We start from the raw sequence: 25,201 nt of genomic DNA on the forward strand, positions 1-25,201 counted from the left end.
GCGCGGGGGGGGGGGGGGGGGGGGGGGGCGCGGGGGGGGCCGGGGCGGGCGGGGGGCGCCCCCCCGGGGGGGGCGGGGGGCGGGGGGGGGCGCCCCCCCCGGCCGGGTGTCCCGGGGTGGTGACGGGTCAGAGCGCCAGGCCCGGCTTGGCGGCGGTCCGGCGGCGGCGCATCGCCAGCACCGAGACGCCGACCCCGCCGGCCAGCAGGACCGCGCCGGTCGCGGCGCCGCCGCCGGACAGCGCGAGGCCGCCGCCGCCGGTGTGCACGCCGCCGTGCGGCTTGTCGTGCTTGCTGTCGGAGCCCTTCCATCCGTGCTCGGACGTCGAGGAGCCGGTGGCGGCCTCGGCGGCCGGCTCGGCGGCAGCCGGGTCGGCAGCCGGCGCAGCGGCGGCCGGGTCCGCGGCGGCGGGCGCGGCGGGCTTGGAGCCGCCCTCCCAGCCGCCGCTGCCCTGGTGGCTGCCGGCATCGGGCGGGACGTCGGCGAGGGCGGCGGGTGCGCCGAGCAGGAGGGTGGCGGCAACGGCCGCGCCGGTCACGAGGGTGCGTGCAGAACGCATGAGGGTGGGGACCTTTCCGATGGCCGCGCGGGCCGGCCCGTTGCCGGCCCGTGGTGTCGCGGCGCCGTGGACCACGCTGCGCCCGCCGACCGGGTGCCGCGAGCCGGGTGCGGCATCCCGGGCGTCCTGCTGGGCCCTTCGGGTGCGGGGGGTCAACCCGGGCGCGTGCCCTGCCGATAGGGGGTCAGACGGTCGCTTCCTCGGCCATGGCGGCGACCAGCCCGGTGGTGTGCTGCCCGGCCCGGTAGCGCGGGTCGGCCAGGGTGCGGCGCAGGTACCCGGCGGTGGTGCGCACGCCCGGGCCGTCGATCCGGAACTCGGCGAGGGCGCGGTCGAGTCGGGCGACGGCCTGTTCGCGGTCGGGTGCCCAGGCGATCGTCTTGGCGAGCAGCGAGTCGTAGTCGGGGCCGACCACCCAGCCGGGGTAGGCGTGGGTGTCGACCCGGACGAACGGGCCGCCGGGCGGGGTGAACTCGCTGAGCAGGCCGGGGGTGGGCACGAAGTCCCGCTCGGGGTCCTCGGCGTTCACCCGGGCCTCCACGGCGTGCCCCCGCACCACCACGTCCTGCTGCCCGTAGCCGAGCGGCTCGCCGGCCGCGATCCGCAGCTGCTCGCGCACCAGGTCGATGCCGGTCACCATCTCGGTGACCGGGTGCTCCACCTGGAGGCGGCAGTTGACCTCCATCAGGAAGAAGCCGCCGTCGGACGCGAGGACGAACTCGAAGGTGCCGGCGCCGACGTAGCCGGCGGCGAGGGCGCCCTGTACGGCGGCCGCGCAGATCCGGTCGCGCAGCGCGCGGGGCAGGTTGGGGGCCGGGGACTCCTCGATCAGCTTCTGGTGCCGGCGCTGCACCGAGCAGTCCCGCTCGCCGAGGTGGACGGCGTTGCCGTGGCGGTCGCACAGCACCTGCACCTCGATGTGCCGGGCGCCGTCGACGTACCGCTCCAGGTAGAGCCGGTCGTCGCCGAAGACGGCCCGGGCGTGGGCGCGGGTGTCCTGGAAGGCGGGGGCGAGCTGGTCGCCGTCGCGGACCACGGCCATGCCGCGTCCGCCGCCGCCGGCCACCGCCTTGAGGATCACCGGGTAGCCGACCCGGTCGGCGAGCTGCCGGGCCTCGGCGGGGCCGGTGACCACGCCGGTGGAGCCGGGCAGGACGGGCAGTCCGGCCTCGGCCATCAGCCGGCGGGCCATCGCCTTGTCGCCGAGCCGCTCCATGACGTGCGCGGGCGGGCCGATGAAGGTCAGGCCGTTGGCCTCGCAGACCTCGGCGAAGTCGGGGTCCTCGGAGAGGAAGCCGTACCCGGGGTGGATCGCCTCGGCGCCGGTGGTGAGCGCGGCCTCGATCAGCGCGGGGATGTTCAGGTAGCTCGACCTCGCGGCGGGCGGCCCGAGGTGGACGGCCCGGTCGGCGAGCCGGACCACCGCCGAGTCGCGGTCGGCGGTGGAGTACGCGGCGACGGTGCGGATGCCCAGTTCACGACAGGTCCGGGCGACCCGCACGGCTATCTCGCCGCGGTTGGCGATCAGTACGGTGGTGAACACGTCGGCCCCTCAGGCGAGTCGGACGGCGATCAGCGGCTGCTGGAACTCCACCGGCGCGGCGTCGGGGGCGAGGATCTCGACCACGGTGCCGGCCGCGTCGGCCTCGACGGGGGTCATCATCTTCATGACCTCCAGCAGGCCGATCGGCTGTCCGGCCGCAACGGTGTCGCCGACCCGGACGTAGGGCGGGGAGCCGGGTTCGGGCGCGTGGTAGAAGGTGCCGATCATCGGCGCCTTCACCTGGTGCGGGCTGGCGGTCTCCGGCTCGGCGGCGGCGGGCGCCGCGGGGGCCTCCGCCACGACGCCCACGGCCGGGGAGGTGACCGGCTTCCACTGGATCTCGACCGCCGTGCCGAGGTGTTCGAGGCGGATCCGGGCGGGCAGCTCGGGCCTGATCCGGGCCAGTTCGGCGATGCTGTGGCAGAGCGCGGGCAGGTCCGCGGTCGGCCCGGCGGTCAGGTCGGCGGGATCGCCGGTGAGCTCGGTGGTCACGGCTGGCTCCTCTCGGCAGGTGCCGCGGCGGCGGCGCCGAAGGCGTGGAAGCGGTTCCGGCGGTCGGCGAGCAGCCGCTGCGGGTCCCAGGGGATGAGTTCGTGCAGGGCGCTGACCAGCGCGGCCTCCAGCAGTCCGGCGGCGGCGGCGTGGTCCTGGTGGGCGCCCTCCGGCGGTTCGGGGACGACGCCGTCGACCACGCCGAGGGCGAGCAGGTCGCGGGCGTGCAGGCGCAGCGCGTCGGCGGCGGTGGGGGCGGCCTGCGGGTCCTTCCAGAGGATCGCGGCGCAGCCCTCGGGGCTGATCACCGAGTAGATGCCGTTGGCGCTGACCAGGACGAGGTCGGCGACGGCCAGCGCCAGGGCGCCGCCGCTGCCGCCCTCGCCGATCAGCACGGCGACGATCGGCACCGGCAGCCGGGCCATCAGCCGCAGGTTCTCGGCGATGGCGGCGGCCTGGCCGCCCTCCTCGGCGTCGGGGCCGGGGTTGGCGCCGGGGGTGTCGATCAGGGTGACCACCGGCAGGCCGAGCTTGGCGGCCAGCCGCATCAGCCGGGCGGCCTTGCGGTAGCCGGAGGGCGCGGCCATGCCGAAGTTGCGGCGGCGGCGCTCGCCGAGGTCGGGGCCGCCCTTGTGGTGGCCGATCAGCATCACGGACGTACCGGCGACGCGTCCGGTGCCGGCGACGATGGCGGGGCAGTCCTCGCTGAGCCGGTCGCCGTGGAGTTCCTGGAAGTCGTCGACCAGCCGCCGGACGTAGTCGAGGGTGGTGGGGCGTTCGGGGTGGCGGGCGAGCCGGACGCCTTCCCAGGCGTCCCGGTCGGTCAGCTCGTCGGCGGCACGCAGGATCGCCTCGGTGGATCCGGCCTCCGGCGCGCTCGGGGCGAGCGGCGGGCGCAGCCCCAGCAGGCGGCCGAGCACCGGGCGGACCCCGATCCGCGGGACGACGTCGTCGACCATGCCGTGCTCCAGCAGGAACTCGGCGGTCTGGAAGCCCTCCGGCAGCCGCTCCCCCGTGGTCTGTTCGATCACCCGCGGGCCGGCGAAACCCATCCGGGCGCCGGGCTCGGCGATGATCACGTCGGCCAGGGTGGCGAAGGAGGCGGCCACCCCGCCGTACGTCGGGTCGGTGATCACCGAGACGGTCAGGATGCCGGCCTCGTCGAGTTCGGCGAGCGCCTGGGCGGTCTTGGCCATCTGCATCAGGGAGAGCACGCCCTCCTGCATCCGGGCGCCCCCGGAGGCGGTGACCATGACCAGCGGGACGCGCCGGGCGAGCGCGGTGTGCGCGGCCTGGGTGATCAGCGCGCCGACGGCGCAGCCGAGGCTGCCGCCGAGGAAGCGGAAGTCCATCACGGCGAGCACCGCGGGCTGGCCCTCGATCAGCCCGGCGGCGCACAGCACGGCCTCGGTGAGACCGGTGTCGGCGCGGGCCTCGTCCAGCCGCTCCGTGTAGGAGCGGCTGTCGACGAAGCCGAGCGGGTCGTGCACCGCGGCGGCACCGTCGAGCAGCTCGGCGGTGCCGGGGTCGAGCAGCTGCGCCAGCCGCTGCGCTGCGGTGAGCCGGCCGTGCCGGCCGCAGTCGGGGCAGACCCGCAGGTTCCTGACCCATCGTTTTCCGTAGACCAGGGCGGCGCAGCCCTCGCAGCGCACCCAGTCGGGTTCCTGCTCGTCTCGGTCCACGTCCACGTCGGGTCTCCTTCCTCGGGCGGGTCGCGGGCCGGTCAGTGACCGGTCCGCTCCCAGCGGTAGAACTCCCGGGCCATGGCGTCCTTGGGCGAGCGCCAGGTGGCCGGGTCGTACGCGTCGACGTAGACCGCGAGCCGGTCGCTGATCGAGCGGAACTCGGGGTGCGAGGCGTACCGGGCGACCTCCGGCCCGGCCGGGCGCTCGGACTCGATCAGGTGCAGGTAGACGTCGCCGAACTGGAACAGGCTGCGGCCGGTGACCCCGATCAGGTGCGGCAGCTCGCCGCGGTCGGAGTCGGCGAACACGTCCGCGATGTGGTCGGCGGTGTCGGGCTTCATCCGGGCGACGATCAGCGACCGGTGGGGGCCGGTCACGAAAGACCCGCCCGGTGTTCGACCTTGGCGCGGATCAGCTCCATCTGGACCTTGGAGTTCTGGTTGATCCGGTCGGTCATCCCGACGTCGTCGATCGGCGCGGTGGGCTTCATCGCGAAGTCCTGGATCCAGCGCATGCTGGTGCCCTGCGGCACGTCCTCGTACTCCCAGCGGATCTCCATGAACTCGAACGGGCCGGGCTCGACCCGGCGGGCCCGCACGGCGAGCGCGTCGCGGTCGGTCTCCCGCTCGGAGACCCAGCTCCACACCTGGCCGTTCTCGTCGGGGTGCATGGTGAGCCGGAACCGGACCAGCTGGCCCTGCCGGTCGATGACCTCGACGGAGGCGTACTCGCTGAACAGCTGCGGCCAGTTCTCCAGGTCGTTGGTGACGTCCCAGACCAGGTCGACGGGGGCGTTGATGACGATGGTGTTGTCGGTGTGTCCGGGCATCTCAGGCGCTCGCCTTCACGGTGGAGTTGACGGTCTGCAGGAACTCGGCGACCGGGCGGCCGAGCAGGTCGGAGCTGTCGATGGAGACGCCGTAGCGGTTCTCCAGGTCGGCGAGGACGCCGAGCACGCCCAGCGAGTCGACGCCGAGGTCGAGGAACATGCAGCCGGGGTCGGCCAGTTCCTCGGGGGTGACGGTGACGCCGGCCCGGGTCTTGATCAGGGTGGCGAGGTCGTCGTGGGTGATCTCGGAACTCATCGGATTCCTCCAGTGGGTGAGGGGGTGTCAGGCCCGGCGCAGCACGAGGGCCGCATTCGAACCCATCAGTCCGCGGCTGAGCACCAGGGCGGTGCGCGGCTCGGCGGAGCGGGCGTAGCCGGTGACCAGGTCGATCTCCGCCTCGCACGCGGTGGTGTTCGGGGTGGGCGGGATCAGGCCGTTCTCCAGGGCGAGCACGGCGGCGGCCACGTCGAGCGCGGGCGAGCCGCAGTGCGCGCGGCCGGTGCCGGCCTTGGGGGCGGTGACCGGGACGCGGCCGGCGTGCTCGCCGAGCGCGTCGACGAGCGCGAGCGCCTCGGCCCGGTCGGCCTCCGGGACGCCGAGGGCGTCGGCGAAGACCACGTCGACCTCGTCGGGCGCGCAGCGCGCCTCGGCGAGCGCCCCGCGGATCGCCCGGGCCAGCCCCTCCCGGGACTCCGCCCAGCGCGCCGCGCCGGTGAAGGTGGCGCCGTGCCCGGCCAGCCGGGCCCGCACCCGGGCGCCGCGGTCGCGGGCGTGCCGCTCGTCCTCGACCACGAACATCGCGCCGCCCTCGGCGGGCACGAAGCCGGCCGCCGCCCGGTCGAACGGCAGGTAGGCCCGTTCGGGGTCCTCGACGAACGACAGGCCCGGGTAGCCGAGCTGGCACACCATCGAGTACGGGGCGATCGGCGCCTCCGCGGCGCCGGCCACCACCGCCTCGGTGCCGCGCCCGATCGCGCGGGCGGCGTGCGCCAGCGCGTCCAGGCCGCCCGCCTCGTCCGCGGCGACCACCCCGCAGGGGCCCTTGAAGCCGCCGCGGATGGAGATCTGGCCGGTGGAGGCCGCGTAGAACCAGGCGATCGACTGGTACGGGCCGACGTGGTGCGGCCCGTTGCCCCAGAGCTGCTGGAGCTCGCGCTGGCCGAACTCGCCGCCGCCGGAGCCCGCCGCGGTGACCACGCCGACGGTGAACGGGTCCTCCACCTCCAGGCCCGCCTCGTCGATGGCCAGCGCGGCGGCGGCCATCGCGAAGTGGGTGAAGCGGTCGGTCTGCACCAGGTAGCGCTCCTCGACGAACGACCTGGCGTCGAAGCCGCGCACCAGCCCGGCGACCCGCAGCGGCAGCCGGTCGCAGCCCTCCCGGTCGATCGGGGTGAGGGCCGAGCGGCCCTCCCGGGTGGCCTTCCAGTAGTCGTCGGCGCCGATCCCGGTCGGGGCGATCACGCCGACGCCGGTGAGCACCGCGCTGCGTCCGTTCACGCCGCCACCCCCGTCCGGCTGAGCACCACGGCGGACTGGAAGCCGCCGAAGCCGCTGCCGACCGAGAGCACGTGCCGCAGCGGCACCTCCCGCGCGGTGCGCGGGACGTAGTCCAGGTCGCACTCCGGGTCGGGCTTCTCGTAGTTGGCGGTCGGCGGGACGACGCCGTGGTGCAGCGCCAGCGTGCAGGCGACCAGTTCGATCGCGCCGATGGCGCCCAGCGAGTGGCCGACCATCGACTTGATCGAGCTCATCGGGGTGCGCCGGGCGTGCTCGCCGAGCGAGCGCTTGACCGCGGCGGTCTCGTGCCGGTCGTTCTGCTTGGTGCCGGAGCCGTGGGCGTTGACGTAGTCCACGTCCTCGCCGTTGACCTGGGCGTGGGCCAGGGCCCGGTCGATCGCCTGCGACATCTCCCGGCCCTCCTGGGTGAGGCCGGTCATGTGGTAGGCGTTGCCGAAGGTGGCGAAGCCGCCGAGTTCGGCGTAGATCCGGGCCCCGCGCCGGCGGGCGTGCTCCAGCTCCTCCAGCACCAGGACGGCGCCGCCCTCGCCGAGCACGAAACCGTCCCGGGAGGCGTCGAACGGCCGGGAGGCGTGCGCCGGGTCGTCGTTGCGCGCCGAGGTGGCCTTGATCGCGTCGAAGCAGGCGACCGTGATCGGGGAGATCGGCGAGTCGCTGGCGCCGGCGATCACCACGTCCGCGCGGCCCTCCTCGACGGCCATCGCCGCGTAGCCGACCGCGTCCAGACCGGACGTGCACCCGGTGGAGACGGTCTGCACCGGGCCGTTGAGGCGGAACCGCTCGGCCACCGCCGCCGCCAGCGAGCTGGGCTGGAACGCCCGCTCCAGGTACGGCCCGGCCGGGCGGTGGTCGACCGCCCAACGCGCCCCGTGCGAGGAGACCTTGACGTAGTCGTGCTCCAGCCGGGTGGTGCCGCCGACGGCGGTGCCGAGCGAGACGCCGATCCGCCACGGGTCCTCGGCCGCCAGGTCGATCCCGCTGTCGGCGACCGCCTCGGCGGCGGCCACCAGCGCGAACTGCACGTAGCGGTCGTGGGTGGCGCACTGCTCGGCGTCCAGGCCGTGCGCCGCCGGGTCGAAGTCGCACTCGGCGGCGATCCGGGAGCGGAAGCCCTCCGGGTCGAACAGGGTGATCCCCCGGGTGGCGGTGCGCCCGGCGGTGAGCAGCGCCCAGAACGAGGGGACGCCGACACCGCCGGGAGCAACCACGCCGATCCCGGTCACCGCGACCCGGCGCGTCACGACACCGCCCCGAGGGGTTCCGGCGGACCCGCCTGGGTGGCCTCCACCACGGTCTCCTCGGTGTCCACGTGCCCGAGCTCGGGGCGCGGCGCCAGCGGGCCGAGATGGAAGACCAGCCGGGCCTGGGTAGCGCCGACGTTGCGGAAGCGGTGCCGCATCCCGATCGGGATCATCAGCCCCTGGTCGGGCCCCAGCCGCTGGGTCTTCCCGTCCAGGTCCACCTCCAGGTCGCCCTCGACCACGAAGACGAACTCCTCGGAGTACGGGTGGTAGTGCTCACCGATCCGGTCCCCCGGCTCGACGAGCGCCATCCCCATGAAGCCGCTGGTCGCGCCGACCGTCGTCGGGGTGAGCATGGCCCGCAGGTCACCGCCGCGGCGGCAGTTCGGGGGTGCGTCGTCGACGTGGACGACGCGTGGGATCTCCGTGGTCATGGAACGTCCTCTCGGGAAGGTGCGGGCTGGGGTGGGGGCTCCGGGGCCGGAGCGGGGGAACGGATCAGGCGGTGGGCGAGACCCGGTCGGTGATCTGCGTCATCGCGCAGGCGGCCAGCAGGTGGCGCATCCCGTCCTCGCTCGGCAGCGGGTGCTCGGCGGGGACGTCGACCAGCTTGGCCAGCACCGCCGAGGCGCGCGGGCCGGCCAGGCCGAGCGCGGTCTGCGGGTCGTCCTGCGGCGAGCCGGTCAGGTCGACCAGGCGGACCACCCGGTCCTCGCGCTGGAACACGGTCGCCCGTACCAGCGGTGACGCCGGGTCGGCGACGGCCTGCTCGTCCTGCCGGGCGAGCAGCTCGGCGACGGCGGCGCCGCAGCCGGTCCGTACCGGGTAGTGGAACGCGAACCGGGCGACGGCGCCCGTCGGTTCGGCCGACCGGGCGTGGTGGTGGACGGCGGGCAGCGCGGCCTTCATGAAGAAGTCGCGGGCGGCCAGCGGGTCGTTCAGGTCGCGGGCGACCTCCAGGTGGGGGTTGATCGCCTCCTCGACCGCGCGGACCTCCGGCTGCATCGCCACGTGCCGCAGCGCCGCCACCAGGTCGCCGACCACTTCCACCGAACGGACCACCCGGTTGCCGTCCATGAACAGCGTGGTGCGCATCAGCCGGGTCTCGGCGTCCACCTGGGCGTTCGGCGACCGGTACCCCGCCAGGATCCCGGCCACCTTCTGCTCGCTGCCCGGCTTCACGGTGAAGGTCAGCGCGTGCCGGATCACCCCGTCCGGGCCGGGACGGGGCGCCAGCGGCACCCCGGCGACCGTCTCGCCGGGCGCCAGCGGGCGGTGCCCGCTGTCCACGGCGAGCCGGCCGGAGGTCTCGCGCATCACGTTGAAGCGCAGCGAACGGGTGTCGCGCACGCAGCCGTGCAGCGGCTTGACCATCTCGCGGTGCTCCGGGCTGTCCACCCAGCTGAGGAACGGCGCGGCGCTCTCCCACTCGCTGGTGATCAGCCACCGGGCCGGGTCCTCGATGGACTGGCACAGCTGGTCGGTGATGTGCCCCGGCACCGCGGAGACCTGGTACCTGAGCTGCTCGTACGCGGCGAGGAAGCGGTCCTGGGCACCGTCCTGCACGTCGCACAGCAGAACGACCCGCAGCCGGGCGGCGCGGGGGTCGGTGGAGTCGATGGTGGATTCGGACAACAGGGTCATGGAAGTTCCCGTCAAGGCTCGGACAGGGTCAGGTCGATCGTGGTGGCGAGTGCGGGACGGCGCGAGAGTTCGCATCCATCCGAGCGAAGCACCCTCTGTGTCCGTCCGACCGTGGGAATCCATCAGCGGACGGGGGCAGTCGAGTGCAACGGAGAGACCAGAACTGATGGACACACAGACCGCCGGCCGGGTGCCGGTGCTGATCGCGGGCGGCTCCCTGGTGGGCCTGTCCGCCTCGCTCTTCCTCGGCAGGCTCGGGGTTCCGCACCTTTTGGCGGAACGGCACGCCGAGACCTCGCGTCACCCGCGCGGACGCGGCAACAACCTGCGGACCATGGAGCTCTTCCGGGTCGCCCGGGTGGAGGACGACATCCGGGCCGCCGCCTCGGTGCTGGCCGACAACCACGGCATCCTGCAGGCCGACACGCTCACCGGTGCGGAGCAGGAGTGGCTGTTCCGCGAGATCGACCCCGGCGGGGGGCTGGCCCGGTTCAGCCCGTCCGGATGGTGCCTGTGCAGCCAGAACGACCTCGAACCGGTCCTGCTGCGGCACGCCCGGCAACGCGGTGACATCCGCTTTGGGACGGAGCTGACCGGGTTCACGGTGGACGCCGAAGGAGTGGACTGCACCCTGCTGGACCGGGAGAGTGGCGAGGTGTCCACCGTTCGGGCGGACTACCTGGTCGCCGCGGACGGGCCGCGCAGCCCCGTCCGCACCGCGCTCGGCATCGCGCAGACCGGCCGCGGCGACCTGTTCCACAACATCAGCGTCACCTTCCGCGCCAAGCGGCTCGCCGACGCCGTCGGGGACCGCCTGTTCATCGCCTGCTACCTCACCGACCCGGCGGGCGCGGGCGCGCTGCTGCCCGTCGACAACCGCGAGCAGTGGGTGTTCCACCTGCCCTGGCACCCCGAACGCGGCGAGACCGTCGAGGACTTCACCGACGAACGGTGCATCGCCCACATCCGCGCCGCCGCCGGCATCCCCGACCTGGAGGTGGAGATCACCGGACGCGCCCCCTGGCACGCCGCCGAACGGGTCGCCGAACGGTACTCCGCCGGGCGGGTGTTCCTGGTCGGCGACGCCGCCCACGAAATGCCGCCGACCGGGGCGTTCGGCTCCAACACCGGCATCCAGGACGCGCACAACCTCGCCTGGAAGCTCGCCGCCGTCCTCGACGGCTGGGCCGGGCCGCGGCTCCTCGACACCTACGGGCCCGAGCGGCAGCCGGTCGCCGTGCACACCGCGGCGCGGGCCGCGGAACGCTCGGCGGAGCACAAGCACCCCGGCTTCGACGCCGCACCCGGCGGCGGGCGGCAGACCAACGTGCTCGCCGTCGCGCTCGGGTACCGGTACGCGGACGGCGCGCTCAGCGGGGCGGACGCGGGCGACCCGGTGATCCCCGAACGCTTCGCACCGGACGGCTCGGTGGGCAGCCGGGCACCGCACGTCTGGCTCCGCCGGGGCGAGGAACGGCTCTCCACGCTCGACCTGTTCGAACGCGAGCCGGTCCTGCTCGCCACCGACCCCGCCTGGCGCGCCGCCGCGGCCACGGTCGCCGCCGAGACCGGCGTGCCGCTGCGCTGCCACGTCCTCGGCCCCGCCCCGGACGCCGACCTCCACCCCGAACCCGCAACCGGCCCCGCCGCAGGCGGCCACCCGGGAGCCGCAGGGCACGCCGGAGGCGGCGACCCGGCTGCGGCGGGCACGGGCGGCGGTGCAGGAGTTGGCGGCCCCGCAGGGCACGCCGGAGGCGGAGCAGCGCCGGTGGGTGGGCGGCCTCCGGGGGTCGGGGGCGTCGTGGTGGGGTGGCCTGAGGGGTACGGGCTCGGTGCGGGCGGGGCGGTGCTGGTGCGGCCCGACGGGTTCGTGGCGTGGCGGGCCGCCGGGCCGGTGGCGGACCGGGCGGGGGCGTTGCGGGCCGCGGTGCGGGAGGTGTTCGCGCTCGCGTGACGGCGTGACGCGGCGGGCCGGCGACCTCGATCGGTCGCCGGCCCGCCGCGTCGGTTCAGGGCCGGGAGTCGGTGAGCGCGGTGGCCAGGGCCAGCAGCACCAGGCCGACCACCACCGCCAGGCTCAGCTGGAACGCCGCCGCCCAGGAGCCGGTGACGCCGAGGCGGGCGAAGAAGACCGCTCCGACCGCCGCGATGCCGGCGGCGGAGCCGATCCGCTGCGCGGTCTGCAGGACGCCCGCCGCACTGCCCGCCCGTTTCACCGGGACCTCGCCCAGGGTGAGCACCTGGTTGGGCGAGACCACCAGCCCGCTGCCGACACCGGCGAGCAGCAGCGGCCCGGCGGTCGCCCAGCCGACGTACGGTCCGGACCACAGGTGGACGGCGAGCGCGGCCAGGGCGAGGCCGACCGCCGAGAGGGCGAGGCCGCCGGCCACCAGCCGCCGCCCGTACCGGTGGACGACCCGCCCGCCGAGGTTCGACGCCACCGCCGAGGCCAGCGCGAACGGTGTGATCGCCAGGCCCGCGCCGAGCGCCGACCAGTGCTCGCCGTTCTGCAGGTACAGCGTGAAGACGAAGAACACGGCGGTGAACCCGGCGAAGTACACCAGCGAGACCAGCGAGCCGACGGTGAACGACCGGGCCCGGAACAGCTCGGGGTTGACCAGCGGTTCGCGGGTGCGGGCGTAGCGGCGCTCCCATCCGGCGAAGCCGGCCAGCAGCCCGGCGGCGGGCAGCAGGAGCAGCCAGGTGGACGTCCGGTGGACGTCCTCCACCAGCGGGAACAGCAGCAGCACGGTGCCGGTGCCGAGCAGCAGCACACCGACCGGGTCGTAGTCCGGCCGGCGGCCGGTGCGCCGCGGCGGTGGTGGAAGCAGCCGGTGGGCGACGGGCAGGAGCGCCAGGCCGATCGGCAGGTTGACGTAGAACACCCAGCGCCAGCCCTCGTGCGCGCCGAAGAGGGCGATCAGCAGGCCGCCGAGCAGCGGTCCGACGGCAGTGGAGAAGCCGATGGTGGTGCCCAGCAGCCCGAACGCGCGGCCGCGTTCGGGTCCGCTGAACAGCTGTTGGATGAATCCGGAGACCTGCGGGACGAGCAGTCCGCCGGACAGGCCCTGCAGCAGGCGCGCGGCGACCAGCCAGGCCTCGCTCTGCGCGGCGCCGGCGAGTGCGCTGGTCGCCGTGAACAGCGCGAGCCCGGTGAGGAAGACCGGCCGCCGGCCGATCGCGTCGCCGAGCCGCCCGGCGGGCACCAGCACCAGCCCGAAGGCGAGCGAGTAGCCGGAGAGCACCCACTGCAGTCCGCTCTCGGACAGGTGCAGCCCGCCGCGCACGGACGGCAGGGCGACGTTGACGATCGACACGTCCAGCAGCGTCATGAAGCCGGCCACCAGGCAGACCGCCAGCGCCTGCCAGCGCCGGCGGTCTCCGGGTGCGGTGCGCTCGGCGGTCGGCAGCGGGGTCGCGCCGCTCACCGTCGGCTCAGGCGCCCGTGTGGGGGACGGTCAGGGTCAGCTGCTTGGCGTCGGCGGCGGCCGGCGGGGTGGCGCCGAGGTCGGTGACGGTGGCGACCACGATCCCGTCGATGCCGTCCAGCCAGTTGAAGGTCTTGGAGGAGACGATCACCTCCTGCGGGTGGGCGGTGCCGTCGCAGACCACCGTCGTGGGCGAGGTGCGGGTGCTGCCGAAGGCGACGTTGTCCTTGTCCTCGGGGTCGGTCTGCTCGACCGAGGTGTTCAGCGAGCGGGCGCCGTCCGGCGCGGAGCAGGTGTAGACGAGGTCGACCTTGACCCGCCCCGGGTACTTGCCGTCGATCGCCGCGCCCTTGATCTCGACCACCGTGGCGGCGACGGGCTTCGGGTCGGAGGTGGGCGGATCGTCCGTCGCGGTCGCCTGATTGACCGTCGCCACCACCGCGACGAGGGCGATCGCGCCGCCCAGGGCCTTGCCGAGCATGGGTCCTCCTCGGAACCGGGGGTATGCGACCGACTATCCGTCAGCCACTCGCCCCCGGCGATCCGGGTGCGCCGAGCGGAGCACGCCCGTTCAGCTGTACGGGAGTTCGATCTCGGCCCAGACGACCTTGCCCTCGCGGGTGGGGCGGGTGCCCCAGCGGTGCGCGAGCTCGCTGACCAGGTGGATGCCGCGGCCGCCCTCGTCCTCCTCGGCGGAGGCCCGCAGGCGGGGCGACTGCCCGCCGGCGTCCGCGACCTCCAGGGTGAGGGTGCGGTCGCGGAACAGCCGCAGCCGGCGCGGCGCGTCGGCGTGCAGCAGGGCGTTGGTGACCAGCTCGCTGACGACCAGTTCGGCGTAGTCGGTGAGCCCGCCCAGGCCCCACGCCTGGAGGGTGGTGCGGGTGAAGGCGCGGGCCTTCGCGGGCAGCGGGCCGTTGCCGGGCAGCTGCAGGGTGGCGATCCGGTCGGCGGGCACCGGCAGCACCCGCGCCATGATCATCGCGATGTCGTCGTCCGTGCCGTCGGTGACCAGGGCGCTCAGCACCGCGTCGCAGCTCTCCTCCAGGGTGCGGCCCCGGTCGGCGAGGGTGCGGGCGAGCAGCTGGATGCCGTCGTCCAGGTCGCGGCCGCGCCGCTCCACCAGCCCGTCGGTGTAGAGCGCGATCAGCGCGCCCGCGGGCAGGGTGAACTCCACGCTCTCGAAGACCGCGCCGCCCACGCCCAGCGGCAGCCCGGGCGGCAGCTCGACGATGTGCGTGCTCCCGTCCGGGTCGATCCGCACCGGCGGGAGGTGGCCGGCCGAGGCGATCGTGCAGGTCCGGTCCACCGGGTCGTACACCGCGCAGACGCAGGTCGCGAACTGGCCCTCGCCGATCGCCGACGCCGTCTCGTCGAGCCGGGTGAGCACCTGCTCGGGCGTCAGGTCCAGGGTCGCCAGGGTCCGCGCCACGGTGCGCAGCTGGCCCATGGTGGCGGCCGCCCGGATGCCGTGGCCCATCACGTCGCCCACCACCAGCGCCACCCGCCCGCAGGACAGCGGCACCACGTCGAACCAGTCGCCGCCGACCTCGCTGACCACGCTGGAGGGGATGTAGCGGTGGGCGATCTCCAGGCCCATGGTGCGGTGGATCTCCTGCGGCAGCAGGCTGCGCTGCAGGGTCAGCGCGGTCTCCCGCTCGCGGCGGTACAGGCGCGCGTTGTCGATCGCCAGCGCCGCGCGCGCCACCAGCTCCTCGGCGAGCGCCACGTCTGCGGCGGTGAACGGCTCCGGGTTGCGGGTGCGGACGAACTCGGCGCCGCCCAGCACCATGCCCCGGGCTATCACCGGCACCATCAGGTACGAGTGGATGCCGGCCTCGATGCCCGGCGCGACCCGGTCCGGCGAGGGCACCAGACCGCTCAGGATCTCCTCGTCCACGTACGGCTTCAGCAGCGGGCGGCCGCTGCGCAGGCACTGGGTGTAGATCCGCTTCGCGTCGTACTCGGTGCTCAGCCCGACCGCGTCCGCGACGTTGGTCAGCCCGGACCCGTACGCCTCGCCGACAGCGACCGCGCGCAGCTGGACCGGGCGGTCCGGCTGGATCGGCGCGGGCTCCTCGCCGCGCAGCACCGGCTCCAGCAGGTCGACGGTGGCGAAGTCGGCGAACCGCGGGACGACCGCCTCGATCAGCTCCTCGGCGGTGCGCTTCAGGTCCAACGTGGTGCCGATCCGGGCCGTGGCCGAGGCCAGCAGGGCCAGGCGCTCCTGCGCGCGGGAGGCGCGGGCCTCGGCACGGAACCGCTCGGTCACGTCGATGATCGAGGAGCTGACGCCCAGCACCCGGCCGGTGGAGTCCTCCAGCCGGAAGTACGACGCCGACCAGGCGCGGTCGCGGCGCGGATCGCCCGGGGTGCGGCCGTGCGAGCGGGCGTCCACGACGGGCCGGCCGGTCGCCAGCACCTGCCGCATCACGGCCTCGATCTCGGCGCTGTTCAGCCCCGGCAGCACGGCGCTTATCCGCCGGTTCAGATGGTCGGCGATCGGCAGGCCGTTGATCCGCGCGAGCGCGTCGTTGAGGCGGACGAACCGCAGGTCGGTGTCGTACACCGCCAGGCCGATCGGCGACTGGGTGAAGAACCCGTCCAGGATCGCCAGGTCCGCCTCCACCTGGCGCAGCGACTCCACGTCCGAGGCGGTCGCCAGCAGCATCGGGCGCCCGCCCGGGCCGGCGATCGGGTAGGTGTGGAACTCCAGCTCGATCGCGTGGCCGTCGCGGTGGCGGACGGGGTAGACGCCCGACCAGCCCGGGCCCGACATGATCTCGGCGAAGAGGTTGAGCACGCCCTTGCGCTGGCTCTCCGGGACCAGGAAGCGCGCCACGTACGTGCCCACCACCTCGGCGGCGGGCCAGCCGGTGAGCGCCTCCGCCTCCTCGCTCCAGTGCAGCACCCGGCCGTCGTCCTGGACCAGCGCGGTGGCGAGCGGGACGAGGCGGTGGCCGGCCAGGCGCGCGGAAGCGGCGCCCGCCGCGTCGCGGCCGGGCGTCGATGCGGAGTGCTCGAAACCGTGCATGATCAGTCAATCACCTGCCCGGTTCCTTCCCACCGCGACCCGGCCCAATCCGGTTCCCACCCAGACTGCACGGCCCACCGCCGTCCGGCGACCCGCAGGACACGTCGGAGTGGTGACGGTCGAGCCGCCCGGGTCAGCCGGTCGGGTGGAGGGTGGACTCCAGGAGGGACGACCAGTGCTGGACGATGCCCTTGCGGCGGGGGGCGTCATCGGTGAGGAGGTTGGCGAGGCCGAGTCCGCGGGCCAGGTCGAGGGTGGCCTGGACGGTCTCGCGCACGCCCGGGGTCGCCTCGTCCGCGCCGAGGAACTCCACGGCCGCCCGGTGGGCCTCGCGGCCGACGTGGTTCTCCAGGGTGACGATCCGCTCCCGCAGCGTCGCCTCGGTGGCGGCCGCCACCCACAGGTGGAGGGCGGCGCGGAACAGCGGCCCGGTGTACAGCCGGACGATCATCTCCACCACCGCCTCGGTCCGGGCCGGGCCGGCCGCCGGCAGACCGTCCGCGTGCGCGCGGACGGCGGCCAACCGCTCGGCGGCGACGTACTCGACGGCCGCGGTGAACAGGTCCTCGCGGGTCGGGAAGTGGTGCTGCGCCGCGCCGCGGGTCACCCCGGCGCGCTCGGCGACGACGGCGACGGTGGAGCCGTTCCAGCCGAGTTCGGCCAGGCACTCCACGGCCGCCTCCAGCAGCCGGCGCCGGGTGGCGCGGCTACGGTCCTGCTGGGGGGTGCGGGAGGCGGCGTGGGTGCTGGTCATCGGTGCTTCCTGCCGGTCGGTGCGGGTCGGGCCCGATCCTCTCAGACCGGCCGGGCGGCGCGGGCGCGCAGCTCCCGCCGGAGGATCTTCCCGCTGGCGGACTTGGGGACGGCGTCCAGGAACTCCACCGCGCGGACCTTCTTGTACGGGGCGACCTGCCGGGCGACGAACTCGATCACCTCCTGCTCGGCGAGCTCGCAGCCGAAGGCGCGGACCACGTACGCCTTGGGCCGCTCCTCACCGTCGGCGCCGACCTCGCCGACCACGGCGGCGTCGCTGATCTGCGGGTGGGTGAGCAGCAGGGCCTCGAGTTCGGCGGGGGCGACCTGGTAGCCCTTGTACTTGATGAGCTCCTTCACCCGGTCGACCACGTACAGGTAGCCGCGCTCGTCGACCCGGCCGACGTCGCCGGTGTGCAGCCAGCCGTCGGCGTCGATCATCGCGTCGGTCTCGCCGGGGCGGCCGAAGTAGCCCTTCATCACCTGGGGGCCGCGGAAGAGCAGTTCGCCGGCCTCGCCGACGCCGAGGTCGGTGTCGGGGTCGTCGAGGGAGACGACCCGCAGCTCGGTGGAGGCGATCATGCGGCCGACGGCGCCGGGCGGCGGGGCCGGGTCGTCCTTGGGGACGACGTGGGTGACGGGGCTGAGCTCGGTCATGCCGTAGCCCTGGAGCAGGTGCGGCAGGCCGAGGCGGCGGGCGCAGGCCGCGGCGAGCTCGGCGTCCAGCGGGGCGGCGGCGCTGAGCACGTTGCGCACCGAGGAGAGGTCGTAGCGGTCGACCAGCGGGTGCTTGGCGAGGGCCAGGGCGATCGGCGGGGCGATGAAGACGCTCTCGATCCGGTGCTCCTGGATGGCGTTCAGGAACTGCTCCAGGTCGAAGCGCGGCAGCACGACCACGGTGGAGCCGCAGCGCAGCGGCTGGTTGAGCAGCGCGGTGAGGCCGTAGATGTGGAAGAACGGCAGGACGGCGAGGATCCGCTCGCCGGGGGCGGTGGTGTGCACCGCGGTGATCTGCGCCAGGTTGGTGGAGACCGAGCGGTGGGTGAGCATCACGCCCTTGGGCAGGCCGGTGGTGCCGCTGGAGTAGGGCAGCACGGCGATGTCGGCGCCCGGGTCGATGACGGGGGCGGGCTCGGGGGCGGCGGAGGCCAGCAGGTCGGTGAGCGAGCGGTGGCCCTCCGCGCTGTCGCAGACGAAGATCTCGGCGACGGGCGTGCCGTCCAGGGCCTCGGCGGCGGCGGTGGCGACCGGCAGGAAGGCCGCGATGGTGATGATCCAGCGGGCGCCGGAGTCGCGGAGCTGGCCGGTGAGTTCGGCGGCGGTGCTCAGCGAGCTGACCGTGGTGACGGTGGCACCCGCCCGGGTGGCCCCGTAGAAGGCGGCCGGGTAGGCGACGGTGTTGGGGCTGAACAGCGCGACCACGTCGCCCGGGCGGACGCCCGCCTCGGCCAGGCCCGCGGCGATCCGGCGGCTGCCCGCGTCGAGTTCGGCGTAGCTGACGCTGCGGCCGGTGATGCCGTCGATCAGTGCCGGGGTGTCCGCGTGGGCGGCGAAGCCGCCGAGGACGGCGTCGTGGATCGGCAGGTCGAGCGGGGCGACGTCGGGGTAGTCGCTGCGGAACACCATGCGGGCCTCCTGGCCGGTCGGGCGGGGCGGTCCGCTCCAGGGTGACGTGCGGACCGCCGCGCCGACAGGGTTCTGTCATGAACTTCCGGTTGATCGACTCGTCGGTTCAGTAGGAGCGGGGCAGGCCGAGGGTGTGCTGGGCGACGTAGTTGAGGATCATCTCCCGGCTGACCGGGGCGATCCGGCCGACCCTGGTCGCGGTGATCAGCGCCGCCAGGCCGTACTCCTGGGTCAGGCCGTTGCCGCCGAGGGTGTGCACGGCCTGGTCGACCGCGCGGCAGGAGGCCTCCCCCGCCGCGTACTTGGCCATGTTGGCGGCCTCGCCGGCGGCCACGTCGTCCCCGGCGTCGTAGAGCAGGGCGGCCTTGCGCATCATCAGCCGGGCCAGCTCCACCTCCACCGCGCACTGGGCGAGCGGGTGGGCGATGCCCTGGTGGGCGCCGATCGGGCGGTCCCAGACCGTCCGGGTCTTCGCGTACTCCACCGCGGTGTCCAGGGCGTGCCGGGCGATGCCGAGGGTGAACGCGGCGGTCATGATGCGCTCGGGGTTGAGACCGGCGAAGAGCTGCAGCAGACCGGCGTCCTCGTCGCCGACCAGTGCCTCGGCGGGGAGCCGGACGTCGTCCAGGAAGACCTGGAACTGCTTCTCCGGGGCGGTGAGTTCCATCGGGATCGGGGTGTACTCGAAACCCGGGGTGTCGCGCGGGACGACGAACAGCGCGGGCTTCAGCCGGCCGGTCCTGGCGTCCTCGGTGCGGCCGACGAAGAGCACGGCGTCGGCGTGGTCGATGCCGGAGATGAACACCTTGCGGCCGGAGAGCAGCCAGTCGTCGCCGTCGCGGCGGGCGACGGTGGAGATCCGGTGCGAGTTCGAGCCGGCGTCGGGCTCGGTGATGCCGAAGGCCATCCGGCGGCTGCCGTCGGCCAGGCCCGGCAGCCACTGGCGCTTCTGCTCCTCGGTGCCGAAGCGCGCGATCACCGTGCCGCAGATCGCCGGGCTGACGATCAGCATCAGCAGCGGGCAGCCGGCCGCGCCCAACTCCTCCAGCACGATCGACAGTTCGGTGACTCCGGCACCACCGCCGCCGTACTCGGCGGGCAGGTTGACGCCGAGGTATCCCAACTTTCCTGCCTCGGCCCAGAGTTCGTCCACGGGTTGACCGGCCCGGGCCTTCGCCCGGAAGTAGGCGGGGCCGTAGCGGCGGGCCAGGTCTCCGACGGCGCGGCGGAGGGTCTGCTGTTCGTCCGATTCCAGGAGGACGTGCGCGGTCACGGTGCGGGTCCTTTCGGCGAGGGTGTTGGAGCAGGCGGGTGCGGTGGCGCTCGGGTGCTCGGGTGTGCGCGTGCGGTGGTGCTCGGGCGTGCGGGTGCTTGCGGGTGCGCGCCTGCGGCCGTGCTCAGGCGTGCGGGGTGATCACGGCGAGGGCGGTGCCGGGGGCGACCTGGTCGCCGGGGTTGGCGTGCAGCGCGGTGAGCAGGCCGTCGGCGGGGGCGGTGATGCGGTGCTCCATCTTCATCGCCTCCAGCCAGAGCAGCGGCTGGCCCGCGGTGACGGTGTCGCCGGGCTTGGCGGCGACCCGGACGACGGTGCCGGGCATCGGCGCGACCAGCGTGCCGGGGGCGAGCTGTTCGGCCGGGTCGGGAAAGCGGTCGAGCGCGGTCAGCACCGTGGCGCCGGCCGGACCGTCGACGTACACCTGCCGGTCGTGGCGGGCGACGTGGTGGGTGCGGCGGACCCCGTCGACCAGCAGGGTGACCCGGTCCGGCGCGGAGTCGAGCAGGACGGTGCCCGGGTGGCCCTCGGCGCGCAGCCCGTCCCGGGTGATCCGGTAGCGGACCTCCACCTCCTCGCCGTCGGCGGCCAGGTAGCGCTTGGACTGCGGCTGGGAGGGCAGGTTCCGCCAGCCGGAGGGCAGGGCGGTACGGCGCTCGGCGGCGTCCGCGAGCGCGGCGGCGAGCGCCGCCTCGCCGGCCGCCTCGGGTGCCTTTCCGGTCAGGTCGGCGGCGTGCTCGGCCAGGAAGCCGGTGTGCAGGCGCTCGGCGAGGAACGCCGGGTGGCGCAGCGCGTCGACCAGCAACTGCCGGTTGGTGGCCGGGCCGTGGATCCGGGCGCGGGCGAGCGCGTCGGCGAGGCGGCGGGCCGCGGCGACCCGGGTGGGTGCCCAGGCGATCACCTTCGCGAGCATCGCGTCGTAGTGGACGGTGATCTCGTCGCCCGCGCCGCAGCCCGCGTCCAGGCGCAGCCCGCGGCCTTCGAACTCCTGGTGCGGGAGCGTGAGTTCGAGGCGGTGCAGGGTGCCGATGGCGGGCTGCCAGTCGCGTCGCGGGTCCTCGGCGTAGAGTCGGGCCTCGATCGCGCAGCCGGTGGTCGCGGGTGGCTCGGCGGGCAGATGCCCGCCCTCGGCGACCTGGAGCTGGAGGGCGACCAGGTCGAGTCCGCTGACCGCCTCGGTGACCGGGTGCTCGACCTGGAGCCGGGTGTTCATCTCCAGGAAGAAGAACCGCCCGTCCGGGGCGAGCAGGAACTCGGCCGTCCCGGCGCCGACGTACCCGATCGCCCGGGCGGCGGAGACCGCGGCGGCGTGCAGTTCGGCGCGCAGCGCGTCCGGCAGGCCGGGGGCGGGCGCCTCCTCGATCACCTTCTGGTGGCGGCGCTGCAGCGAGCAGTCGCGGTCGCCGACGGCGAGCACGGTGCCGTGGGCGTCGGCCATCAGCTGGACCTCGACGTGCCGCCCGGCGGGCAGGTACGGCTCGCAGAACACCTCGTCGGAGCCGAAGGCGCCGAGCGCCTCCGCCCGGGCGGCGGCCAGCGCCTGCGGCAGCTCGGCCAGGTCCCGCACCACCCGCATGCCGCGGCCGCCTCCGCCCGCGGCCGCCTTGACCAGCAGCGGCAGGTCCGCCTCGGTCGGTTCGGCCCCGACGCTCAGCACCGGGACGCCGGCCGCCGCCATCAGCCGCTTGGCTTCGGTCTTGGAGCCCATCGCCTCGATCGCCGCGGCCGGCGGGCCGATCCAGCGCAGGCCTGCGGCCTCCACGGCGCGGGCGAAGTCGGCGTTCTCGGAGAGGAATCCGTACCCCGGGTGCACGGCGTCCGCGCCCGCCGCGCGGGCCGCGGCGACCAGCAGGTCGGCGCGCAGGTAGGTGTCGGCCGGTGCCGCACCGGGCAGCCGGACGGCGGTGTCGGCCTCCCGGACGTGCGGCGCGCCGGCGTCCGGGTCGGAGTACACCGCGACGGTGGCGATGCCCAGGTCGCGGCAGGTGCGGAAGATCCGGCGGGCGATCTCGCCCCGGTTGGCGACCAGCAGAGAGGTGATCATCGGGTTGCAGTCCTCACGTCCTTGGCGTCCTGGCGTCCTGGGGTCCTCACGGCGTCACTGGCGGCGTCACTGGCGGCGTCGCTGGCGGCGTCGCTGGCGGCGTCACTCGCGCCGTTCACATCCGGAAGACGCCGTAGCCGCGCGCGCCCTCCACCGGGGCGCTGTGGATCGCGGACAGGCACAGGCCCAGCACCGTGCGGGTGTCCCGGGGGTCGATCACCCCGTCGTCGTACAGCCGGCCGGAGAGGAAGACCGGCAGCGACTCGGCCTCGATCTGCTGCTCGACCATGGCACGGATCGCCGCGTCCGCGTCCTCGTCGTACGGCTGCCCCTTCGCCGCCGCCGACTGCCGGGCCACGATCGACAGCACCCCGGCGAGCTGCTGCGGGCCCATCACCGCCGACTTGGCGCTCGGCCAGGCGAACAGGAACCGCGGGTCGTACGCCCGGCCGCACATGCCGTAGTGCCCGGCGCCGTAGGAGGCGCCCATCAGCACCGAGATGTGCGGGACGCGACTGTTCGCCACCGCGTTGATCATCATCGCGCCGTGCTTGATGATTCCGCCCTGCTCGTACGCCTGCCCGACCATGTAGCCGGTGGTGTTGTGCAGGAAGAGCAGCGGAATGTCCCGCTGGTTGGCGAGCTGGATGAACTGGGCGGCCTTCTGCGACTCCTCGCTGAACAGCACGCCCTGTGCGTTCGCCAGGATGCCCACCGGGTAGCCGTGGACCGAGGCCCAACCGGTCGCCAGGCTCGTGCCGTACAGCGGCTTGAACTCGTCGAAGTCCGAGCCGTCGACCACCCGGGCGATCACCTCGCGCGGGTCGAACGGGACCTTCAGGTCGCCGGGGACGACGCCCAGCAGCTCGTCCTCGTCGTACTTCGGGGTCAGCGGCGAACGCTCGGGCGCGGGGCCGGACTTGCGCCAGTTCAGCCGGCGGACGATCCGGCGGGCCAGGCGACAGGCGTCCGGCTCGTCCAGCGCGAAGTGGTCGGCCAGGCCGGAGGTGCGGGCGTGCATCTCGGCGCCGCCCAGCTCCTCGTCCTCCGCGTCCTCGCCGGTCGCCATCTTCACCAGCGGCGGCCCGCCGAGGAAGACCTTGGCCCGCTCCTTGACCATCACCGTGTGGTCGGACATGCCCGGCACGTACGCGCCGCCGGCCGTCGAATTGCCGAACACCACAGCCACGGTGGGGATTCCGGCCGCGGAGAGCCGGGTCAGGTCGCGGAACAGCGCGCCGCCCGGGATGAAGATCTCCTTCTGGCTGGGCAGGTCCGCGCCGCCCGACTCCACCAGGTTGACCAGCGGCAGCCGGTTGCGCAGCGCGATCTCGTTCGCCCGCAGCGCCTTGCGCAGCGTCCAGGGGTTGCTGGCGCCGCCGCGGACCGTCGGGTCGTTGGCGGTGATCACGCACTCGGTGCCCTCGATCACCCCGATCCCGGTGACCAGCGCCGCACCCACCGGGTAGTCGCTGCCCCACGCCGCCAGCGGGGAGAGCTCCAGGAACGGCGAGTCCGGGTCGATCAGCAGCTCGATCCGCTCACGCGGCAGCAGCTTGCCCCGCTTGCGGTGGCGCTCCACGTACTTGGGGCCGCCGCCGGCCAGCGCCTTCGCGTGCTCGGCGTCCAGCTCGGCGAGCCGCTCCAGCATCGCGGCGCGGTTGGCCGCGAACTCCGGTGCGGCGGTGTCCAGTCGGGTGGGCAGCACGGTCACAGCAGCACCTCCGGGATGTCCAGGTGACGGGAGCGCAGCCACTCCCCCAGCGCCTTCGCCTGCGGGTCGAAACGGGCCTGCGCGGCGACGCCCTCGCCGAGCAGGCCGGCGACGGTGAAGTTCACCGCGCGGAGGTTCGGGAACAGATGGCGTTCGATGTCCAAGTCGGCGGTCTCCGGGAGGAGTCGGCGGAGCAGGTCGGTGGTCAGGGTGTGCGCGAGCCAGCGCCACGCCTCGTCTGTCCGCACCCAGACGCCGAGGTTGGCGTCGCCGCCCTTGTCGCCGCTGCGCGCCCCGGCGACGGCGCCGAGCGGGGCCCGACGGGTGGCCGATTCGGCTAGCGGTGGCGGGAGTTCGTGGTACGGGCGGCATGCAGCCGGGTCGCCGACGGTCGGAGGTGGTTCGGCCGCCGACGGCGGGGCGACGGTCGGGGGCGGGGCGACGGGCAGCTGCGTGCCGTCGGGCAGGACGGCGGTGTGCTCGACGTCCTTCTGGTCGACGTACACCGCCTCGAACACGCCGTACGGGCTGCCCGGCCCGGGCGGCGCGGTGAGGTGGAAACCCGGGTAGCCGGCCAGGGCGAGCTCCACCGCCGCGGCGGAGAGCGCGCGGCCGACCCGACGCTCCTCCGGGTCGCGGACGGTCAGCCGCAGCAGGGCGGCGGCCGTCTCCTCGGTGTCCGCGTCCGGGTGGTCGGTGCGGGCGAGGCTCCAGCGGACCTCGGCCGGCGGGTCGGCGGCGATCGCGTCATTGATCTGACGTTTCGTCAACTCGGCCTTGGCATCGATGTCCAGACCGGTGAGGACGAACACCACCTCGTTGCGGTAGCCGGCCAGCCGGTTCAGGCCGACCTTGAGCGCGGGCGGCGGCGCCTCGCCGCGCACCCCGTCGATCCGGACCCGGTCCGGGCCCTCCTCGGTCAGCCGGACGGTGTCCAGCCGGGCGGTGACGTCCGGGTTGAGGTAGCGCGGACCGGCGGTCTCGTACAGGAGTTGGGCGGTCACGGTGCCGGTGGTGACGGCGCCGCCGGTGCCCGGGTGCTTGGTGATCACGCTGCTGCCGTCCGCGTGCAGCTCCGCGATCGGGAAGCCCGGACGGACAACGTCGTGCTCACGGAAGAACGCGTAGTTGCCGCCGGTCGCCTGCGCCCCGCACTCCAGCACGTGGCCCGCCACCACCGCGCCGGCGAGCGCGTCGAGGTCGTCCGGGCCCCAGTCGAAGTGCGCGATCCCCGGGCCGACCACCAGCGCCGCGTCGGTGACCCGGCCGGTCACCACCACGTCCGCGCCGGCCCGCAGGCACGCGGCGATGCCCTGGGCACCGAGGTAGGCATTGGCCGCGAGCAGGCCCGGCCCGGTGGACGGGAGTTCGGCGCGCCGGGGCAGCAGGTCGTCGCCCGTGACGTGCGCGACCCGGGCCGCCAGGCCCTGCCGGTCCGCGAGCTCGCGCAGCGCGGCGGCCAGGCCGGCGGGGTTCAGGCCGCCCGCGTTGACGACGATCCGTACCCCGCGGTCGAGCGCCAGCGCCAGACACTCCTCGGCCTGCCGCAGGAAGGTCTTCGCATAGCCGAGCCGCGGGTCCTTCAACCGGTCCCGGGCCAGGATCAGCATGGTCAACTCGGCCAGGTAGTCCCCGGTCAGGACATCCAGCGGCCCACCGGTCAGCATCTCCCGGAACGCCCCGAACCGGTCCCCGTAGAACCCGGACGCATTGCCGATCCGCAACACCGCGCGCCTCCCCTTCGACCGCCTTCGGGCAGCAGCCTGGCAGCGCTCGGCAAACAAATCAAGCATGCATGCTTGTTTTTCTCCCGAACGATC

The 25,201-nt window shown here is 74.5% G+C and carries 21 protein-coding genes; 1 reads left to right on the plus strand and 20 read right to left on the minus strand.

Going from position 1 to position 25,201, the window contains the following annotated elements; translation table 11 throughout:
* Positions 1-127: 127 nt before the first annotated feature.
* From ACGFX4_RS31210 to ACGFX4_RS31260, 11 genes are all read right to left on the minus strand, one after another.
* Positions 128-559, minus strand: a complete 432-nt coding sequence (locus ACGFX4_RS31210; protein ID WP_393081456.1) for a hypothetical protein — start codon at positions 557-559, stop codon at positions 128-130.
* A 184-nt stretch (positions 560-743) separates the two neighbouring features.
* Positions 744-2,102, minus strand: coding sequence for an acetyl/propionyl/methylcrotonyl-CoA carboxylase subunit alpha (locus tag ACGFX4_RS31215; protein WP_393081458.1), 1,359 nt, complete (start codon positions 2,100-2,102; stop codon positions 744-746).
* 9 nt (positions 2,103-2,111) lie between these two features.
* Positions 2,112-2,594 (minus strand): acetyl-CoA carboxylase biotin carboxyl carrier protein, encoded by a 483-nt coding sequence (locus tag ACGFX4_RS31220; protein ID WP_393081461.1) that lies wholly within the window; start codon positions 2,592-2,594, stop codon positions 2,112-2,114.
* Positions 2,591-4,282 carry an acetyl-CoA carboxylase, carboxyltransferase subunit beta gene (accD, locus tag ACGFX4_RS31225; RefSeq protein ID WP_393081463.1) on the minus strand — a complete coding sequence of 564 codons (1,692 nt, stop codon included), beginning with the start codon at positions 4,280-4,282 and terminating at the stop codon, positions 2,591-2,593. Before accD ends, ACGFX4_RS31220 begins: the two co-directional genes overlap by 4 nt.
* Positions 4,283-4,317: 35 nt before the next feature.
* The gene (locus ACGFX4_RS31230; RefSeq protein WP_393081630.1) at positions 4,318-4,620 is read right to left on the minus strand and encodes a TcmI family type II polyketide cyclase; all 303 of its coding nucleotides are present in this window, start codon (positions 4,618-4,620) and stop codon (positions 4,318-4,320) included.
* Between the two features lie 32 nt (positions 4,621-4,652).
* Complete coding sequence (locus tag ACGFX4_RS31235) at positions 4,653-5,108, minus strand: SRPBCC family protein (protein WP_393081466.1); 456 nt, start codon at positions 5,106-5,108, stop codon at positions 4,653-4,655.
* Position 5,109: 1 nt separating this feature from the next.
* Positions 5,110-5,364 carry an acyl carrier protein gene (locus ACGFX4_RS31240; RefSeq protein WP_345700795.1) on the minus strand — a complete coding sequence of 85 codons (255 nt, stop codon included), beginning with the start codon at positions 5,362-5,364 and terminating at the stop codon, positions 5,110-5,112.
* 27 nt (positions 5,365-5,391) lie between these two features.
* A complete protein-coding gene (locus tag ACGFX4_RS31245; protein WP_393081469.1) occupies positions 5,392-6,606 on the minus strand; it encodes a beta-ketoacyl synthase N-terminal-like domain-containing protein in 1,215 nt (404 codons plus the stop codon).
* A complete protein-coding gene (locus ACGFX4_RS31250; RefSeq protein WP_393081472.1) occupies positions 6,603-7,868 on the minus strand; it encodes a beta-ketoacyl-[acyl-carrier-protein] synthase family protein in 1,266 nt (421 codons plus the stop codon). The genes ACGFX4_RS31245 and ACGFX4_RS31250 overlap by 4 nt, the downstream gene beginning before the upstream one ends.
* Positions 7,865-8,302 carry a cupin domain-containing protein gene (locus ACGFX4_RS31255; protein WP_393081475.1) on the minus strand — a complete coding sequence of 146 codons (438 nt, stop codon included), beginning with the start codon at positions 8,300-8,302 and terminating at the stop codon, positions 7,865-7,867. The genes ACGFX4_RS31250 and ACGFX4_RS31255 overlap by 4 nt, the downstream gene beginning before the upstream one ends.
* 64 nt (positions 8,303-8,366) lie before the next feature.
* Positions 8,367-9,512, minus strand: coding sequence for a SchA/CurD-like domain-containing protein (locus ACGFX4_RS31260; RefSeq protein ID WP_393081478.1), 1,146 nt, complete (start codon positions 9,510-9,512; stop codon positions 8,367-8,369).
* A gap of 166 nt (positions 9,513-9,678) precedes the next feature.
* Between ACGFX4_RS31260 and ACGFX4_RS31265 the strand changes: the two genes are divergently transcribed.
* Positions 9,679-11,466, plus strand: coding sequence for an FAD-dependent oxidoreductase (locus ACGFX4_RS31265; protein WP_393081481.1), 1,788 nt, complete (start codon positions 9,679-9,681; stop codon positions 11,464-11,466).
* 55 nt (positions 11,467-11,521) lie between these two features.
* Here the strand turns inward: ACGFX4_RS31265 and ACGFX4_RS31270 are convergent, their stop codons facing one another.
* The 9 genes from ACGFX4_RS31270 to ACGFX4_RS31310 all read right to left on the minus strand — a co-directional run bounded on the left by ACGFX4_RS31270 (position 11,522) and on the right by ACGFX4_RS31310 (position 25,048).
* Entirely contained in the window at positions 11,522-12,940 is a 1,419-nt protein-coding gene (locus ACGFX4_RS31270) for an MFS transporter (protein WP_393081483.1), read from the minus strand.
* Positions 12,941-12,947: 7 nt separating this feature from the next.
* Positions 12,948-13,421, minus strand: a complete 474-nt coding sequence (locus ACGFX4_RS31275; RefSeq protein WP_393081486.1) for a hypothetical protein — start codon at positions 13,419-13,421, stop codon at positions 12,948-12,950.
* 90 nt (positions 13,422-13,511) lie between these two features.
* A complete protein-coding gene (locus tag ACGFX4_RS31280) occupies positions 13,512-15,971 on the minus strand; it encodes a SpoIIE family protein phosphatase (protein WP_393081488.1) in 2,460 nt (819 codons plus the stop codon).
* A gap of 133 nt (positions 15,972-16,104) precedes the next feature.
* Positions 16,105-16,725, minus strand: coding sequence for a TetR/AcrR family transcriptional regulator (locus ACGFX4_RS31285; RefSeq protein ID WP_393081491.1), 621 nt, complete (start codon positions 16,723-16,725; stop codon positions 16,105-16,107).
* A gap of 41 nt (positions 16,726-16,766) precedes the next feature.
* The gene (locus ACGFX4_RS31290; protein WP_393081633.1) at positions 16,767-18,347 is read right to left on the minus strand and encodes a 4-coumarate--CoA ligase family protein; all 1,581 of its coding nucleotides are present in this window, start codon (positions 18,345-18,347) and stop codon (positions 16,767-16,769) included.
* A gap of 109 nt (positions 18,348-18,456) precedes the next feature.
* Positions 18,457-19,623 (minus strand): acyl-CoA dehydrogenase family protein, encoded by a 1,167-nt coding sequence (locus ACGFX4_RS31295; RefSeq protein ID WP_393081493.1) that lies wholly within the window; start codon positions 19,621-19,623, stop codon positions 18,457-18,459.
* Positions 19,624-19,747: 124 nt separating this feature from the next.
* Positions 19,748-21,667: a biotin carboxylase N-terminal domain-containing protein gene (locus tag ACGFX4_RS31300; RefSeq protein WP_393081496.1), complete on the minus strand. Its 1,920-nt coding sequence runs from the start codon at positions 21,665-21,667 to the stop codon at positions 19,748-19,750.
* A gap of 115 nt (positions 21,668-21,782) precedes the next feature.
* On the minus strand, positions 21,783-23,381 hold the full coding sequence (locus tag ACGFX4_RS31305) for an acyl-CoA carboxylase subunit beta (RefSeq protein WP_393081499.1): 1,599 nt from the start codon (positions 23,379-23,381) through the stop codon (positions 21,783-21,785).
* The gene (locus tag ACGFX4_RS31310; RefSeq protein ID WP_393081636.1) at positions 23,378-25,048 is read right to left on the minus strand and encodes an acyclic terpene utilization AtuA family protein; all 1,671 of its coding nucleotides are present in this window, start codon (positions 25,046-25,048) and stop codon (positions 23,378-23,380) included. The genes ACGFX4_RS31305 and ACGFX4_RS31310 overlap by 4 nt, the downstream gene beginning before the upstream one ends.
* Positions 25,049-25,201 lie beyond the last annotated feature (153 nt).

The sequence above is a fragment of the Kitasatospora sp. NPDC048365 genome, assembly GCF_043200835.1.
GTDB classification, from domain to species: Bacteria; Actinomycetota; Actinomycetes; order Streptomycetales; family Streptomycetaceae; genus Kitasatospora; species Kitasatospora terrestris.

Bases quoted from the DNA above. Each gene is read 5' to 3' on its own strand.
- ACGFX4_RS31210 (WP_393081456.1), bottom strand. From the start codon at position 559: ATGCGTTCTGCACGCACCCTCGTGACCGGCGCGGCCGTTGCCGCCACC.
- ACGFX4_RS31230 (WP_393081630.1), bottom strand. From the start codon at position 4,620: ATGAAGCCCGACACCGCCGACCACATCGCGGACGTGTTCGCCGACTCC.
- ACGFX4_RS31235 (WP_393081466.1), bottom strand. From the start codon at position 5,108: ATGCCCGGACACACCGACAACACCATCGTCATCAACGCCCCCGTCGAC.
- ACGFX4_RS31240 (WP_345700795.1), bottom strand. From the start codon at position 5,364: ATGAGTTCCGAGATCACCCACGACGACCTCGCCACCCTGATCAAGACC.
- ACGFX4_RS31255 (WP_393081475.1), bottom strand. From the start codon at position 8,302: ATGACCACGGAGATCCCACGCGTCGTCCACGTCGACGACGCACCCCCG.
- ACGFX4_RS31260 (WP_393081478.1), bottom strand. From the start codon at position 9,512: ATGACCCTGTTGTCCGAATCCACCATCGACTCCACCGACCCCCGCGCC.
- ACGFX4_RS31265 (WP_393081481.1), top strand. From the start codon at position 9,679: ATGGACACACAGACCGCCGGCCGGGTGCCGGTGCTGATCGCGGGCGGC.
- ACGFX4_RS31275 (WP_393081486.1), bottom strand. From the start codon at position 13,421: ATGCTCGGCAAGGCCCTGGGCGGCGCGATCGCCCTCGTCGCGGTGGTG.
- ACGFX4_RS31280 (WP_393081488.1), bottom strand. From the start codon at position 15,971: ATGCACGGTTTCGAGCACTCCGCATCGACGCCCGGCCGCGACGCGGCG.
- ACGFX4_RS31285 (WP_393081491.1), bottom strand. From the start codon at position 16,725: ATGACCAGCACCCACGCCGCCTCCCGCACCCCCCAGCAGGACCGTAGC.
- ACGFX4_RS31300 (WP_393081496.1), bottom strand. From the start codon at position 21,667: ATGATCACCTCTCTGCTGGTCGCCAACCGGGGCGAGATCGCCCGCCGG.
- ACGFX4_RS31310 (WP_393081636.1), bottom strand. From the start codon at position 25,048: ATGCTGACCGGTGGGCCGCTGGATGTCCTGACCGGGGACTACCTGGCC.